General features: G+C 62.1%; 9 protein-coding genes and 1 tRNA gene. 7 read left to right on the top strand and 3 right to left on the bottom strand.

Features of this window, described 5'->3' with window-relative positions:
* Nucleotides 1-190: 190 nt before the first annotated feature.
* From BMYO_RS01900 to BMYO_RS01885, 4 genes are all read left to right on the top strand, one after another.
* Nucleotides 191-263, top strand: a tRNA-Arg gene (locus tag BMYO_RS01900).
* Between the two features lie 146 nt (nt 264-409).
* Nucleotides 410-847, top strand: a complete 438-nt coding sequence (locus tag BMYO_RS01895; protein ID WP_158216930.1) for a GNAT family N-acetyltransferase — start codon at nt 410-412, stop codon at nt 845-847.
* 121 nt (nt 848-968) lie between these two features.
* Nucleotides 969-1,394 carry a nucleoside 2-deoxyribosyltransferase gene (locus BMYO_RS01890; protein ID WP_094666900.1) on the top strand — a complete coding sequence of 142 codons (426 nt, stop codon included), beginning with the start codon at nt 969-971 and terminating at the stop codon, nt 1,392-1,394.
* 174 nt (nt 1,395-1,568) lie between these two features.
* Nucleotides 1,569-3,425 carry an AMP-dependent synthetase/ligase gene (locus tag BMYO_RS01885; protein WP_094666899.1) on the top strand — a complete coding sequence of 619 codons (1,857 nt, stop codon included), beginning with the start codon at nt 1,569-1,571 and terminating at the stop codon, nt 3,423-3,425.
* 105 nt (nt 3,426-3,530) lie between these two features.
* On the opposite strand, the gene BMYO_RS01880 is transcribed toward BMYO_RS01885, so the two are convergent.
* Both BMYO_RS01880 and xseA read right to left on the bottom strand, forming a co-directional pair.
* Complete coding sequence (locus BMYO_RS01880; RefSeq protein WP_094666898.1) at nt 3,531-3,830, bottom strand: exodeoxyribonuclease VII small subunit; 300 nt, start codon at nt 3,828-3,830, stop codon at nt 3,531-3,533.
* 120 nt (nt 3,831-3,950) lie between these two features.
* Nucleotides 3,951-5,321, bottom strand: a complete 1,371-nt coding sequence (xseA, locus tag BMYO_RS01875) for an exodeoxyribonuclease VII large subunit (RefSeq protein ID WP_094666897.1) — start codon at nt 5,319-5,321, stop codon at nt 3,951-3,953.
* Nucleotides 5,322-5,732: 411 nt separating this feature from the next.
* Between xseA and nrdD the strand changes: the two genes are divergently transcribed.
* Both nrdD and nrdG read left to right on the top strand, forming a co-directional pair.
* Nucleotides 5,733-8,141, top strand: a complete 2,409-nt coding sequence (gene nrdD / locus BMYO_RS01870) for an anaerobic ribonucleoside-triphosphate reductase (protein ID WP_094666896.1) — start codon at nt 5,733-5,735, stop codon at nt 8,139-8,141.
* Nucleotides 8,138-8,836, top strand: a complete 699-nt coding sequence (gene nrdG / locus BMYO_RS01865; protein WP_233428012.1) for an anaerobic ribonucleoside-triphosphate reductase activating protein — start codon at nt 8,138-8,140, stop codon at nt 8,834-8,836. Before nrdD ends, nrdG begins: the two co-directional genes overlap by 4 nt.
* 50 nt (nt 8,837-8,886) lie before the next feature.
* Here the strand turns inward: nrdG and BMYO_RS01860 are convergent, their stop codons facing one another.
* Entirely contained in the window at nt 8,887-10,266 is a 1,380-nt protein-coding gene (locus BMYO_RS01860) for an ATP-binding protein (protein ID WP_094667055.1), read from the bottom strand.
* A gap of 428 nt (nt 10,267-10,694) precedes the next feature.
* On the opposite strand from BMYO_RS01860, the gene BMYO_RS01855 reads away from it, so the two are divergent.
* A complete protein-coding gene (locus BMYO_RS01855; RefSeq protein ID WP_233428009.1) occupies nt 10,695-15,944 on the top strand; it encodes an acyl-CoA dehydratase activase-related protein in 5,250 nt (1,749 codons plus the stop codon).
* Nucleotides 15,945-16,267 lie beyond the last annotated feature (323 nt).

The raw sequence follows: 16,267 nt of genomic DNA, 5'->3' as shown, positions 1-16,267 counted from the left end.
CGGCATGGCTCGGCATATGCGTTGTCACTGTACCGTGCAGGCCTTGCGGATCGGCCGTATTCCGGCGGCATCGGCTTGAGTTCGCACATAACCGGCACAAGGTGTTCGATACGGTCGCGCCGGTTTCGCGACGTCGCTCGGCCATATGCGGCGAGCTTAGGGCACGGGCCGTGTACAATGGAACGTCGTTGCCCGGGTAGCTCAGTGGATAGAGCACCGCTCTCCTAAAGCGGGTGTCGTCGGTTCGAATCCGATCTCGGGCACTGCGTCGGTCCGTCGCCGTGCAGTGATGCTCGGGGCATGCGCGGGAAATCGGGCTGTTCCTCCCTGCGTGGAGTGCCGCGGGGCGATTCACGCCGTTCCTCCAATGGCAGTACGGCAGGCAATCCGTCATATGAACCGTGGAGACATGCGGAAGGCGCATGCGGATAGTCTTGGACGCATGGCTATCGAATACACGGAAGACAAACGATTCACGGTCGATCAGGTACAGGCGTTGTTCCGTTCGGTCGGATGGGAATCGGCGAACTACCCGGACCGTCTGTTCAAAGCGCTCCTGCATTCGGACACGGTCATCAGCGCATGGGACGGGGAACATCTGGTGGGGCTGGTGCGTGTGTTGGACGATACCGAAATGGTGGCGTACATGCACTGGGTGCTGGTGGACCCGGCATACCATGGCCATGGCGTCGGTGGTCATCTGGTGGAGATGGTCAAGACCAAGTACCACGATTACCTGTTCCTTGAGGTCATGCCCGAGGAGAGCAAGAACGCGCCGTTCTATCAGCGTCATGGATTCCACCTCATGGAGGATGGTCGTGCCATGCAGATCGTCAATCGCGGGTGATTGCCGGGTATTATGCGACGAGACCGTGGAACACGCCCGAAATTGTTCACATGGTGATATCTTGTCCATACACCGAACTACGCGTGCGGTGCTCGTCGGTGCTGCGGTATGACTGGAAGCCATGAGCGATAAGGATTATGACTATTACGTTGCCGGTCCGTTCTTCGATCCCGAGCAGACGGCGAGTATGGAACGTCTGGAGAAGGTGCTGGAGGAGCATGGCCGTAGGCTGTTCAAGCCTCGGTTCGCCAGCCAGATCGAGGACGTCGGGCCGGAGGGGTGCTTCGCTGACGATATCCGTGGCATCAATAGTTCCCGGGCGGTGATCGCCAACCTCATGGACGAGGACCCCGGCACGATGTTCGAAATCGGATACGCCTATGCGTTGGGTCTGCCGGTGTACGGCTACTTCGAAAACCTCACGCCGATGGATCGCGTGAACCTGATGGTGGCGCAGGCGGTCAAGATGGTGTTTGCCGGTCCTGAGGACGTGGCGAAATTCCTGGAGACCGGAGAACACGAGGAAGTCGACTACATCCAGTTCTGATGGCGGATCCGGATCGTCGATTCTGGCAGGTTCTGGCATCGGAGCCGACGAAGGAGCCGATGCCGGAACCGATGGAGATCTGCCCGGCGTCCGGCTGTGGTTGGTTGCCCATTGGCTGCCCATATTGTCGAGGCTGTGTGGCCATTTGTATCATCGATGCGGTTACATAGATGTATGACCGAAAACATCGCTGACGTGGCAATGAATGAGACCACGATTGTCAAGCAGTTCACCAACCCTGTTAAGGAGCCGATCGACAGCGATATCAATCTGTTCGATTTGCTCGACCGACGTGCCAAGCGCGATCCGGAAGGCGCCATGATCGAATACAAGGGCGAGGATGGCGCATGGCATCCGTACAGCGCCCAGGTGTTCCGCGACATGGTCATCGGCCTGGCCAAGGGTCTGATTGGGCTGGGCGTCAAGAAGGGCGATGCGGTGGCCATCGTGTCCCGTACCCGGTGGGAATGGGCGGCCTTGGATGTCGCCATCATGTCCATCGGCGCGCTCACTGTGCCGGTGTACGAGACCAACTCCGCCAGCCAGGTCAGCTGGATTTTCAACGACTCGCAGGTGACCATCGCCATTGCGGAGGACGATGGCCAGCGCGACAAGATCGAATCCGTGCGCGACGAGGTGCCGACCCTGCGCAACGTGTTCGTGATCGAGGCCGGAGGCCTTGGCGCTATCAAGACCTATGGCGAAAGCGTGACTGACGCGGAATTCTGGGAGTACAAGGAGGCGTCGCATGGCGATGACCTCGCCACCATCGTTTACACGTCCGGCTCCACTGGCACGCCGAAGGGCGTGGAGCTCAGTCACGGCAACTTCGCGTTCCTCGTGCTGTCCGCACTGCAGTACATGCCGCGCGCCGGCGCATGGCCCGACCGCCGACTGCTGCTGTTCCTGCCGTTGAGCCATGTGTTCGCCCGGTTCATGGAGTTCTTCAGCTTCGCCGGTACCATTTCCCTGGCGTTGAGCTCCAACATGAAGACCATGGTCAAGGACTTCGAGACCTTCGGTCCCACGCTGCTGCTCGCTGTGCCGCGTGTGTACGAGAAGGTGTACAACGCCGCATCCCAGCGTGCCGGCACCGGGTTCGCCGGCAAGATGTTCGTCCGTGCCGCCGAGAACGCCCGTGCATGGTCCAAGGCCGAGCAGCGTGGCGAGAAGCTTCCGCTGGCCGGCCGCATCGCCCACGCCTTCTACGAGCAGGTGGTGTACAAGAAGATTCGCACCATTTTCGGGCCGAACGCCGATTTCGCCATCACCGGCGGCGCGCCCATGGATTCCGAGCTCTCCCACTTCTTCAACGGCATCGGCATGCCGGTGCTTGAGGGCTATGGCATGACCGAAACCTGCGGTCCGGTGTGCGTGAGCCTGCCTGAGAACAACCACATCGGCACGATCGGCATGCCGATGTGCGGCATCACGGCGGGCATCGCCGAGGACGGCGAGCTGGTGGTCAAGGGGCCGCTGGTGTGCAAGGGTTACCACAACAACCCCGAGGTCACCGAGCAGCAGATCACCGACGGCTGGCTGCACACCGGCGATTTGGGCGACATCGATGAGGAGGGATTCATCTCCATCACCGGTCGCAAGAAGGACCTCATCATCACCGCCGGCGGCAAGAACGTGTCGCCGGGTCTGCTGGAGGCTTCCGTGATGACCTCGCCGGTGGTGAACCAGTGCCTCGTCATCGGAGACAAGAAGCCGTTCGTGGCCGCCCTGGTGACGCTGGACTTCGCCGACGCCAATGCGTGGCTGGAGGCGCAGGGTGCCAAGCCGGAACCGAATCTGGCCGCACTGGCTGGCAACGCGATCGTGCATGCCGAAGTCGAGCGTGCGGTGAACGCGGCCAACGAAGGCGTCTCGCGCGCCGAATCCATCCGCAAGTTCGAGATCCTTCCGGATGAGTTCACCGAGGCCAATGGCATGCTCACCCCGAGCCTCAAGACCCGTCGTGCACAGATCGTCAAGCACTACCAGGAGCTCATCGACAACGTCATCTACGTCCCACTGAAGAAGTAACGGCCGAAGCGGGTACTCGGTCGAGATTGGACTGGGCCGAGTCGTGAAGCGGACAGTCCGGTGGACTGTCCGTAGACGAGGTGAGGCCGTAGGCCGAAGGGGAACTCAGTCCAAATTGGACTGAGTTCCCGCAGTCGCCTGATTGGCGGCCTGCTCGGCTTGGGCCTGATCGAGCTTGGCGCGCACGTCGTTCAGCAGACCTTGTGCGCGCTTGGCGAGGGCTTCGCCGATTTCCCACTGGCGCATGGACTGGTCGAGGTTGAGGCCGCCCGTCTCCAATGCCTGTACGGCCTGGATGAGCTTGTCTCGTGCCTCCTCGTACGGCATTTGGGCGATGGCTTCGCGCTCCTTGTCGGTCAACGACGACGCTGGGGTGGTGCTGGGGTTGGTGTCTTTGTTGGTCATGATTGCTCCTTATATATACGGTAGGGATGCGCGTATGCGCATGATGGGTATCGATGCCGGTGTGGAACCGCGCGGTGACCACTGTGCGAGGATTACTGCGTAGTGGTCACCGCACAGTGGTCACCGCGCGGTGGATGTGGCGGTCGCGGTGATGACACCTTGCTTGAGCGTCACGGTGATGTCGTCGCCGGGACTGACTCGTGAGGCGTCATCCAGCACATGGCCATCCGCCGACTGCACCACGGCGTACCCGCGGTTGAGCGTGGATTGCGGGCTCAGGGCCGTCAATGACGCATGCGCCTTTTCGATGGTGAGCTGCGCGTCGTCCACGATTCGTCGCAATCCGATGTCCAGCCGCTGCAATGAGTCGTCGATCAAGCGTTGATGCGGCTCCAGCATGGTGTGCGGCTGGGTGAGGCTGGGACGGTTCGCATACCCCTCGATGAGTCGGATCTCGTTCTCCACGCGGGAGCGGACGCGCAACCGCATGCGTTCGATAGCACCTTCGATGAGCTGGGACTGTTCGTTCACGTCCGGCACCACACGCTTGGCCGCGTCGGTCGGGGTGGAGGCGCGCAGGTCCGCCACCAGATCGAGCAGGGTCCAGTCGTCCTCGTGGCCGATGGCCGAGACCAGCGGCTTGGTGCAGGAGTAGGCGGCGCGCACCACGCGTTCATCCGAGAATCCGATGAGATCCTCGAAGGAACCGCCTCCTCGGGCCACGATGATCACATCCACATCCGGGTCGGCGTTCAGGCGTTCGATGGCCTGGACCACCTCGCCGGGGCATTGCTCGCCCTGCACATGCACATGCACCACCTTGAACGAGACCGTAGGCCACCGCAGATTCACATTGGTGATTACGTCGCCCTCGGCGCGGGCCTGCGGCGCGCAAATCAGACCGATGGTCTTGGGGAACTCCGGGAGGGGAAGCTTGTGGTCGACGTCGAACAGGCCCTCTCCCTTGAGGCGCTTGCGCAGCTCATCGATCATGGCCTTGAGGCTGCCGCCGGTGCCTACCTTGAGGATGGTGTCTCCCCGGAGCGACAGGGAAGTGCGCTTCATCCACAGGTTGGCCTTGCCGTGGATCACGACGCGGTCGCCCTGTACGAACTGGCTTGCGGCTGCGGCGAACCTGCCGAATCCGTTGACCTCCATCGCGATGTCCTCGAAGTCGTCGCGCAGGGTGATGTACGCCGATCCGGCACGGCGGGTGTTGATCTGCGTGATCTGCCCGGTGACCCAGGCGGCGGGCCAGCGTTCCACGGCACCGTAGAACTTCTGACTCAATACGCTGACCGGCCACGGGTTCTGCGCTGTGGTCTCGCCGGCGCGGGCCGGCAACTGGTCCGCGGGCCGCGGCTCGTTGGGCAGGTTGATGGTGCCCGGCTCGGGCGAGCCATTGCCGGGGGCGGCGGCAAAGCCGGCCGACGCAAGAGACGCGGCGGTCGGCGTTCCCGGCGATGATGAGTAACCCATTGCAGTAGTCATGTCCACCACTATAAGTGCGAATATTGATGAGGGAAAAATTTTACCGAACCGAAAATCATGTGCGACGATGGACCGTATCCGATGTCGTAAGAAGCGTCGCGGATGGTACTTAGCATGAGGGGAGGTCAAAATGAGAGGGCTCGGACGGCGACACGCAATCAAAAAATCGTCACATGAATCACATGGATGTGATTTTGGCGGAATATGGCCGCTCAACACTACAGATAGTTCAACACGCCATGGTTGAGTACTAGATATAGGGGTGGGGATGCCGTATCCTTCTATAGGTTCAAGGAAACGACACCCATGTAATTCGTTTGGCCTACGGCAAGTGCGGCCAAAAACCGGGCTCGTGAGAGTCCGGATGGGCAGTGATGGATAGTACGGAAATAGGAAGAAAAGAGGTTCCCGATGAGCGCACATGTGCTGGATGAGAACGTCGTCGACAGCGAGACCAGGAAGGCCCCGAAGACCACTCAGGTCCTCGTGGAGAAGCGCGACGGCCGTGTGGTCGATTTCGATCCGATCAACATCATCTCGGCCGTGAAGTCCGCCTTCGGTGATCTCAACAAGGAGGTCGGCCCCGAGGAGGAGGCCATGATCCGCGGTTTCGCCAATCAGGTGGAGGGCGAAATCAAGGAGCGCTACAACGGCCCCGCCAAGATCGAGGACATCCAGAACCTCGTCGAGCACGCCCTGATCGACGCGCACCTGTACGACGTGGCGCGCGCCTACACCAACTACCGTCTCGACCGTGACATCCAGCGCGCCAAAGCCACCGATGTGAACGAGGCCGTGGCCCGCTTCATCAACCATGACCCGACGCTGATCCACGAGAACGCCAACAAGGACTCCAACGTCTACGCCACCCAGCGCGATCTGCTGGCGGGCGCCGTCTCCAAGGCCGCCGCGTTCAACATGCTGCCCCCGGCGGTCTCCAACGCCCACATGAAGGGCGACATCCACTTCCACGACGCCGACTACTCGCCGTTCACCGCCCAGTCGAACTGCTCCCTGCCGAACTTCTGGGACATGCTCGCCAACGGCTTCACGCTCGGCAACGCCCCGATGGCCTCGCCGAAGTCCATCGCCATCGCCGCTACCCAGATCACCCAGATCATGAAGGACGTGGCCTCCAGCCAGTACGGCGGCCAGACCGCCAACCGCGCCGACGAGCATCTGGCCCAGTATGCCCGCAAGGACTACGAGAAGTTCCTCGAGGAGGCACGCGAGACCATTCCCGACGGCATGCCGGTGGAATTCGCCCGTCGCCAGGTCGAGAACGCCAAGAAGAACGAGCCGGCCAAGCTGCACTTCGGCTCCCGCGAGCCGCTGCCGATGGACACCCCGTTCCATACCGATGTGGACGAGCTCGAGCAGGAGCGCGAGATCCTCGCCAAGATCCGCACCCGCAAGGCCATCTACGACGCCATGCAGACCATGGAGTACCAGATCAACTCCAACCGCGTCTCCAACGGCCAGACCCCGTTCGTGACCGTCGGCTTCGGTCTCGGCACCGATTGGTTCTCCCGTGAGATCCAGCGTGCGATCCTGCTCAACCGCATCCGCGGTCTCGGCAAGGAACACCACACCGCCATCTTCCCGAAGCTCGTGTTCACCGTCAAGCACGGCGTGAACGCCGATCCGGGCGACCCGAACTACGACCTGAAGCAGCTGGCGCTCGAGTCCGCGACCAAGCGCATGTACCCGGACGTGGTCTTCTACGAGAACATCGTCAAGATCACCGGCTCCTTCAAGGCCCCGATGGGTTGTCGTTCCTTCCTGCAGGGCTGGATCAACCCCGAGACCGGCAAGGATGAGGAGGATGGCCGCATGAACCTCGGCGTGGTCACGGTCAACGTGCCGCGCATCGCCATCGAATCCCACGGCGACAAGGCCCGCTTCTGGAAGCTGTTCAACGAGCGTATGGAGGTGGCCCACCAGGCTCTGCAGTTCCGCATCATGCGCTGCAAGGAGGCCACCCCGGTCAACGCCCCCACGCTGTTCCGCTTCGGCGCCTTCGGCCGCCTCGGCGCCAACGACAACGTGGACCAGCTCTTCAAGAACGAGCGCGCCACCGTGTCGCTGGGTTACATCGGCCTCGCCGAGACCACCGCGGTCTTCTATGGCAAGAACTGGATTCGCGACCACGGCTGGGACCCGGAAGGCAAGGAGTTCGCGCTGTCCATCGTCAAGCGCATGAACGAGCTGTGCAAGCAGTGGAGCAAGGCCGAGGGCTACCACTACTCGGTGTACTCCACGCCGGCCGAGTCCCTCACCGACCGCTTCAACCGCATGGACCGTGAGAAGTTCGGCCACATCGAGGGCGTGACCGACCACGACTTCTACACCAACTCGTTCCACTACCCGGTGTGGCTCCAGCCCACCCCGATGGAGAAGCTCAACTACGAGAAGGACTTCCCGTACTACGCCTCCGGCGGCTTCATCAACTACTGCGAGTACCCGTGCCTGCAGGACAACCCGAAGGCGCTCGAGGCTGTGTGGGACTACGCCTACAACATCGGCATCGGCTACCTCGGCACCAACACCCCGATCGACCACTGCTTCGTGTGCGGCTTCCAGGGCGACTTCGAGCCCACCGAAGAGGGCTTCAAGTGCCCTGAGTGCGGCAACTCCGACCCGGATAAGTGCAACGTGACCAAGCGCACCTGCGGCTACCTTGGCAGCCCGGTCCAGCGCCCGATGGTGCACGGCCGTCACGAGGAGATCGCCCACCGCGTCAAGCACATGAGCGGTGAGACCGGTCGCGTGACCTTGGACGACGGCACCACCCGCGAGTGGTTCGAAGAGGCCAAGTGATCCGTCGTGATTTCGCGCCCGATGAGACCGGGCGCGGTCCATCCGTGCCGTCCCATGGGCTCGCCAACGATCCGAAGGCGGGCCAATGGGACGGCCGGCGCATGTCCAAGCGCATGATCGCCGATTACAAGACCTTCATCGTCACCGACGGCGAGGGTGTGCGCAACTCCCTGTATGTCTCCGGCTGCCCGTTCCACTGTGTCGACTGCTTCAACGCCTCCATATGGGATTTCCGCGCCGGCCACGAATACACGCCCAAGCTTGAGGACAAGATCATCGACGATCTCAGGGCGCCTTGGGTGCAGGGCATCACATTCCTCGGCGGCGAGCCCATGCTCAACACGCCCGTGCTGGTGCCGCTGGCGCAGCGCATCCGTCGCGAATTCGGTCACACCAAGGACATCTGGTGCTGGACCGGCTACACATGGGAGGAGCTGATGCGTCCAGGGGAGACCCCGGACAAGCTTGAGCTGCTCCACCTCATCGACATTCTGGTGGACGGTCGCTACCTCAAGGACCAGAAGAACTCGCTGTTGCAGTTCCGCGGCTCGGCCAACCAGCGCATCCTCGACGTGCCGAAGTCTCTCGAGGCCGGCAAGCCGGTCATCTGGGCCAAGCTCCACGATCAGGAGCGCGACATACCGGAAATCTACCTCAAGGACCGCGAGGCCGGCGAAGGCAGCCAAGCCTCCTGACGGTGGCGCGTCCATGATGCGTTATCGTCAGGAGGCCGCTGGGCGGATGATCATCGGGATGGAGTCTGCAGCGCCCATTTCCATGCGGGAATGACCTGTATGTCTCCGGTACTGGTATGAATGACGTCGTTCTCCCGTAGCGTGATGATAGTGCCGTTCACGCCGGACATGCGTTTCATGGTCTCTTCGAGCCCTCGGATTTCGCGTACCTTGGTCTTGGGAGCTGTCATATCCGCTGTGACTTGGATGGCGGAATATGGTTCGATGCCGAGTGCGTCGCCTATGAGGAAATCCACTTTCTCCGGTTTGGCCGTAGGCATGGTCAATGAGGTGATGGAATCAGTGCGTCTTCCCGCCTGACGTCGGCGCAATTCCAGATAGACGGCGGTCTCCAGACGTTTGCCTACATCCTGTTGGTTCGCGCGCGAAACCGCATAGGCCAGACCGGGGTCTTCGGCGTAGATTTTCGGCACAGTGGTTGTATTGGGCTTAAGCGATGTAGTGTATTCGTTGAGCTCATAGCAGAGAAATGCCTGTTCCATAAGATCGAGGATGCGCCGGGCTTTGTTCCAATATAGCTTGTATCCGACTTGTTCCAGCTGTGCGGTGAGTTTGTTGACGGCGAGTTCACATGCAGTGTTGCGTAACACGAACAGTGCAATTTGGTTGGCCAGGGCGATTTCCCCACGGCCCAACTGTTCGGCCACGTCTCTGGCCACGACGTCACGCATATAGCTTTGTAGCATATCGATACGTCCGGTATTGGGCAGTGTTTGCACACCCGGGAAGCCGCCTTCTATGAGGTAACGGTCAAATGCCGATTCCATGGCCGTTACGGTTTGTGCAGAGAAGGCGTTGTCGGTGTCGCTTGGCGCGTCGAGTCCGTGAAAATAGCAGTATTCACGGAATGAGAGGGGCAGCACTTCATGTGAGTACGATCGTCCACGGAATTGTGTGGCGATTTGTTCGCTGGACAGTTTGGATGACGATCCGGTGATGACTAAGGTGATTCGTTCGTGTTCGGCGAGTCGCTGGCAGAATCCCTGCCAGTGTTCGGTTTCCTGCACTTCGTCAAGGAAAAGGAATGCGCCTTGTTCGCGTGCGGTCGGACATTGTCTCCAATATTCCGTAACCACTTGATTGAGCGCATCGGGTGGCATGGGCTGGAGTCGTTCGTCAGCGAAGTTGAAATAGAGGATGCGCTCGCGTGCCGTTCCTGCGTCCAGCAGGTCGTTAATGAGTTGGAAGAGGTGGAATGTCTTGCCGCTGCGGCGCATCCCGGTGAGGATATGCACGAGATTGAACATCGCGGGCTCGGGTAATTCGTCGATGATCGGATGCCGTTTGACGGGGCGTGGGAAACGGTATTCCAGTGCTTCGCGCACGAGTGCGGGATAGTCGGGTGCGGAGTATTGTGCGGTTACTGCCATGATGCCGTACCTTTCCATCAGTGCACAAACTTCATAAATGATTTATGAAGATGGTATCATAATTTCATAAATACTTTATGAAGTCTGCTCTTTCTTTTCAGTGTTGTGTGCCGCGGCAATCGCAGCCGATAAGCTTGGTTCTCCATGCAATGCCGGCAAACGGCGGCCAAATCGCAATACAATGCGAGGGTGACGGTCGGCACTCAACGCCGCCCATTACACGTCATATCGGCGCGAACTGTGGCGTTACCGGCATTCCGTGAGCGAAATCACCCGGGCTGCGGGCTCGTTGGGAAGGTGGTCGGACTATTCTGAAGCCATGAAGTAGCCGGGCGAAGCCGTCCGCAGTGCACCTGCCAGCCGTCCCGTGGCGGTCTCATGGTGCCCTGGGGGAGGGTGATTCCGGAGGACCAACGTAAGAGGAAAGCATGGTTGATACCGCATCGAACGCGACCGCAGACGTGACGAATGCGCCTGCGACGAACGCATCGAAGGGCGCCAAGCCCCTGCGTGTGGGGCTGGACATCGGTTCCACCACCGTCAAGGCCGTAGTGCTCGACCAGTCCGATTCCCTGGCCGAGACCCTGTTCTCCGATTACCGACGCCATCACGCCAACGTGCGCGCCACCGTGGCGGGTCTTCTGGTGGACATCCACAAGAAGCTCGAGGAGATCGGCCGCGGCGACGAGCCGATCCGCCTCGCCATCACCGGCTCCGGCGGCCTCGCGCTCGCCGACAACATGCATGTGCCGTTCATCCAGGAGGTCATCGCCGAAACCGAGGCGATTGACAAGGAATACCCGCAGGCGGACGTCATCATCGAGCTCGGCGGCGAGGATGCCAAGATTACGTACTTGAAGCCCACGCCCGAACAGCGCATGAACGGTTCGTGCGCGGGCGGCACCGGCGCGTTCATCGACCAGATGTCCACCCTGCTCGACACTGATGCGGCCGGCCTCAACGATATGGCCAAGAGCTACCAGAACCTGTATCCGATTGCATCGCGATGCGGCGTGTTCGCCAAGACCGACCTCCAGCCGCTCATCAACGACGGCGCGGCCAAGCCCGACCTCGCCGCCTCCATCTTCACCGCCGTGGCCACGCAGACCATCGCCGGCCTCGCCTCCGGCCGACCGATCCACGGCACCGTGATCTTCCTCGGCGGCCCGCTGTTCTTCATGTCCGAACTGCGCGCGGCGTTCCAGCGCGCACTCGAAGGCAAGGTGGACGAGTTCATCGTGCCCACCAACGCCCACCTGTACGTGGCGTTCGGCGCGGCGCTGCAGGCCGACACCGACACCGACGACGAAGGCCATCATTTCGAGGCCCGCACCTGCGCCGACATCCTGAAGCGTCTGGAGGAGCTGGAGAACCTGCCCTCCAACACCCCCACCATGCCGCCGCTGTTCCCCACCGAGGCCGACCGCGAGGCGTTCAACCAGCGCCACCACCGCGAGCACGTCCACATCGGCACGCTCGAGGGAGCGCACGGCCCGCACTTCCTGGGCATCGACGCCGGCTCGACCACCATCAAGGCCACGCTCGTCAACGACGACCGTGAGATCGTCTGGTCCTCCTACGCGAACAACGAGGGCAGTCCGCTGACGGCCGCCATCAACATCGTCAAGAAGATCCAGTCCGAGCTGCCGGAAGGCGCGTGGATCGCCCGCTCCTGCGCCACCGGCTACGGCGAGGGCCTGATCACCACCGGTCTGCATCTGGACGAGGGCGTGGTGGAGACCATGGCCCACTACCGCGGCGCCGAAATGGTGAGCCCCGGCGTCACCGCCGTCATCGACATCGGCGGTCAGGACATGAAGTATCTGGCCATCACCGACGGCGTGATCGACTCGATCGCCGTCAACGAGGCCTGCTCGTCCGGCTGCGGTTCGTTCCTGCAGACCTTCGCCATGTCCATGGGGCTGACCATCCAGGAGTTCACTCAGAAGGCGCTCGCCTCCACGCATCCGGTGGATCTGGGTTCGCGCTGCACCGTGTTCATGAACTCCTCCGTCAAGCAGGCGCAGAAGGAAGGCGCCTCCATCGAGGACATCGCCGCCGGCCTGTGCTATTCCGTGGTGCGCAACGCCCTGTACAAGGTCATCAAACTGCGCGATTCCGGTGAGCTCGGCGATACCGTCGTGGTCCAGGGCGGTACGTTCCTCAACGACGCCGTGTTGCGCGCGTTCGAGTTACTCACCGAACGCGAGGTGACCCGTCCGAACATCGCCGGTCTGATGGGTGCGTTCGGTGCTGCCCTGACCGCCCGTATGCACTACGAGGATGTGGCGGACGATACGCACGAGCATGTGCTGGCCGACGGCGGTTCGGCCGAGGCCATCAAGGCCGATCAGACCTCCGTCTCCGAATCCGCCGTTTCCGCCGACATGGCCGGCGTGGACACGACCAACGCTGCCGCAACCGCCGAAGGCCACGACAACGAGGTGATCGTCAACGGCGTGCACCACACCGCCAGCTCCATCCTGACCGGCGACGCGCTCGACAACCTGTCTATGACCACCGAACGCGACGTGTGCAAGCTGTGCCAGAACCACTGCAAGCTCACCATCACCACGTTCGCCGACGGCTCGCGCTACGTGACCGGCAACCGCTGCGAACGCGGCGGCGACGCCAAGAAGAAGCGCTCCGACCGCCCGAACCTGTACGACTACAAGTACAAGCGCTGCTTCGCCTACCGCCGTCTGACCGACAAGAAGGCCACCCGCGGCGAAATCGGCATCCCGCGCGCCCTCAACATGTACGAGAACTACCCGTTCTGGTTCACACTACTCACCTCGCTCGGCTTCAAGGTGATGATTTCCGGCCGCAGCTCCCATGAGCTGTTCGAGACCGGCATCGAATCAATCGCCTCCGAGAACATCTGCTACCCGGCCAAGCTCGTGCACGGCCACATCAAGTGGCTGCTGAACAAGGGCATCAAGACCATCTTCTACCCGTGCGTCTCGTACGAGGAGAACCTGGTGCCGAACACGGACAACCACTACAACTGCCCGGTCGTGGCCAACTACCCGCTGGTGGTCGGCGCGAACATGCCCGAGCTGCGCGACCCGGACGTGCGCTACATGCACCCGTACTTCAACCTCGCCAACCACGAGCTCATGGTCGACCGCATCGTCGAGGAGTTCGCTTGGGCCAACGTGAGTCGCGAGGAGGCCGAAACCGCCGTCAAGGCCGCCTACGCCGAGGACAAGGTCTTCAAGCACGACGTGCAGCAGGAGGGTCTGGCAGCGCTCGCCTACATGAAGGAACACAACTGCCGCGGCATCGTGCTCGCCGGCCGTCCCTACCACATCGACCCCGAGATCAACCACGGCATCCCCGAGACCATCTGCGCGCTCGGCATGGTGGTGCTCTCCGAGGACTCGATCTGCGAGCTGCAGCCGGGGGAGAAGCTCAACCTCACCGAGTTCCTCTCCGAAGGCGAGGCCGACCCGCGCGCCAAGAACGCCGCCGGGTTCCGGCACGTCGGCGACCGCACGGTGACCAAGATGCCGTTGCGCGTGACCAACCAGTGGGCCTACCACTCCCGTCTGTACGCGGCCGCGCACTTCGTGGCCTCCTATCCGGGACTCGAGCTTGTGCAGCTCAACTCCTTCGGCTGCGGCCTTGACGCCATCACCACCGATCAGGTGGCCGAGATTCTCGCGGACAAGGCCGACGTGTACACGCTGCTCAAGATCGACGAGGTCTCCAACCTCGGCGCGGCGAAGATTCGTCTGCGCTCGCTCAAGGCCGCCGTGGAGGAGCGCGAATCCAACAAACGCCGCGAAGAGCGGGCCACCCGCGCGCTTGCCGCCGGCGCCGCTGCCGGTGCGATTGCCGGTGTTGACAAGCATGATCAGGCGCTGCTGGACGACAAGGCGATTGCAGCGAAGTCCGCCGAAGTCGAACAGCGACTCGAGGCCCAGCGCAAGGCTCAGGCCAAGGCCGAGGCCGATCTGGCCGCAGCCAAGGCCGCGCTCGCCGAGGCGCAGGCCGCCGTGGACGCGGCCGAAGCCAAGGTCAAGGCCGAATCCGAACAGGCGCGGTCCGCAGCCGGTGCCGCAGCCGTCGGTCCCAAGCCGATGGGCTTCCGCAAGACCGGCTCCAAGGCCCCCACGCCGGGTCGTCAGGTGCTGCTCGACACCACGATGGCCGCCAACCCGAAGCTCACCAAGTCCATGCGCGAGGCCTCCCGCAAGGCGGCCGAGCGCGACATCAAGGCCGCCGTGGACGCCCGGAACGTACTGTCCGGCTCCGACGGCACCGTGAACGAGCCGCAGGCCGGCGCCAAGAATGCCAAGGCCAAGCAGGGCAAGTCCGGCCACAACAACGCCACGATGTCCCGCTACGCGCACCGCCAGAAGTTCCTCAAGAACATGAAACGCGACTACACCATCGTGGCCCCGCAGATGAGCCCGATCCACCTGTCGCTGGTGGAGGCAGTCATCCGTTCCGGCGGCTACAAGTTCGACGTGCTCAAGCACGCCAGCCGCAGCGACGTGGAGACCGGCTTGAAGTACGTCAACAACGACGCCTGCTACCCGGCCATCATGGTCATCGGCCAGCTCATCGACGCGATCCTCGAAGGCAAGTACGATCCGGACCATGTGGCGCTCGCCATCACCCAGACCGGCGGCATGTGCCGTGCCACTAACTATTTCGGCCTCATCCGCAAGGCCCTGATCGACGCGGGTTACCCGCAGATTCCGATCATCGCAATCTCCACGCAGGGACTCGAGGACAATCCCGGCTTCAAGGCCACCGTGCCGATGTTGCATCGCGCGGTCAAGGCGCTGATTCTGGGCGATCTGCTCATGAAGTGCCTGTACCGCGTGCGCCCGTACGAGGTGGAGCAGGGCTCGGCGAACAAGCTGTACGAGCAGTGGGATGTGATCGTGCGCGAGACAATTGAGCACCATGGCTATTCGAAGACCGCGGCGAAGACCCCGTGGCTGAAGAGGGGTTGGCTGCCGTACGGCACGCTCGCCAAGGAGATCGTCAAGTCCTTCGACGCCCTGCCGCTCAAGGACGTGCCGCGCAAGGTGCGCGTCGGCGTGGTGGGCGAGATTCTGGTCAAGTACCAGCCTGACGCGAATAACCATGTGGTCGACGTCATCGAATCGCAGGACTGCGAGGCCGTGGTGCCCGGCATCATGGAGTTCATGACCACCAAGCCGTACATCACCGACTGGAACGAGCACAACCTCGGCATGGGCGGCAACCAGTTCGCCTACGCCGTCATGCGGTGGGGCCTTGACCGTTACTTCGCGCCGATCAACGCGGCTCTGGACCTCTCGCACGGCAAGTTCCACCGCGACGAGCCGATGCCGGAGCTCGTCAAGAAGGCCGCGGAGGTCACCTCAATCGGTGTGCAGGCCGGCGAGGGCTGGCTGCTCACGGCCGAGATTCTCGAGCTCATCGAGCAGGGATGCCCGAACGTGATCTGCGCGCAGCCGTTCGCATGCCTGCCCAACCATGTGACCGGCCGTGGCATGTTCGGTAAGATTCGCCGTCTGCACCCGCAGGCCAACATCGTCTCCATCGACTACGATCCGGGCGCCTCCGAAGCCAACCAGCTCAACCGCATCAAGCTCATGATCGCGGCGGCCAAGAAGGCCCACAACGCCAAGTTCGCCGATGCCGGCGAACCGCAGGGTTTCACCGCCGCCGACTGATTCAGGCTCCGAGGTCTGTCCCGATGCTACCGGCTATAGTCGGCTGAGATTAGGTACTGCCGCTGTTGGATTGGTGGGTGGTGTCTCCCGACACACTCAAGGCCGTTCGGCCGAGCTTACGGTCGGGAGACACCACCCACCAATCCAACAGCTTCCTTATGAAGCGGTATCACCCCTTGACTCCCCTCTCTGGGGAAGCTGTCGCGCAGCGACTGAGGAGACGTACCCCTCCTTCCGGGGGCAAAGTTGTATTTATCATCAAGTTTGCCCCCCCGGAACGGACTATTGTCACCGTCCTGGGCGGCATCGCTCTTTCTGGCTTC

The sequence above is a fragment of the Bifidobacterium myosotis genome (genome assembly GCF_002259745.1).
In the GTDB taxonomy this organism is placed as follows: domain Bacteria; phylum Actinomycetota; class Actinomycetes; order Actinomycetales; family Bifidobacteriaceae; genus Bifidobacterium; species Bifidobacterium myosotis.
The sequence above is the reverse complement of the archived record's forward strand: the minus strand, read 5'-3'. Positions and strand labels throughout refer to the sequence as shown.

What these genes read in the sequence shown, in the direction of transcription:
- BMYO_RS01895 (WP_158216930.1), top strand. Translation starts at nt 410, where the DNA reads ATGCGGAAGGCGCATGCGGATAGTCTTGGACGCATGGCTATCGAATAC.
- BMYO_RS01890 (WP_094666900.1), top strand. Translation starts at nt 969, where the DNA reads ATGAGCGATAAGGATTATGACTATTACGTTGCCGGTCCGTTCTTCGAT.
- BMYO_RS01885 (WP_094666899.1), top strand. Translation starts at nt 1,569, where the DNA reads ATGACCGAAAACATCGCTGACGTGGCAATGAATGAGACCACGATTGTC.
- BMYO_RS01880 (WP_094666898.1), bottom strand. Translation starts at nt 3,830, where the DNA reads ATGACCAACAAAGACACCAACCCCAGCACCACCCCAGCGTCGTCGTTG.
- xseA (WP_094666897.1), bottom strand. Translation starts at nt 5,321, where the DNA reads ATGACTACTGCAATGGGTTACTCATCATCGCCGGGAACGCCGACCGCC.
- nrdD (WP_094666896.1), top strand. Translation starts at nt 5,733, where the DNA reads ATGAGCGCACATGTGCTGGATGAGAACGTCGTCGACAGCGAGACCAGG.
- BMYO_RS01860 (WP_094667055.1), bottom strand. Translation starts at nt 10,266, where the DNA reads ATGGCAGTAACCGCACAATACTCCGCACCCGACTATCCCGCACTCGTG.
- BMYO_RS01855 (WP_233428009.1), top strand. Translation starts at nt 10,695, where the DNA reads ATGGTTGATACCGCATCGAACGCGACCGCAGACGTGACGAATGCGCCT.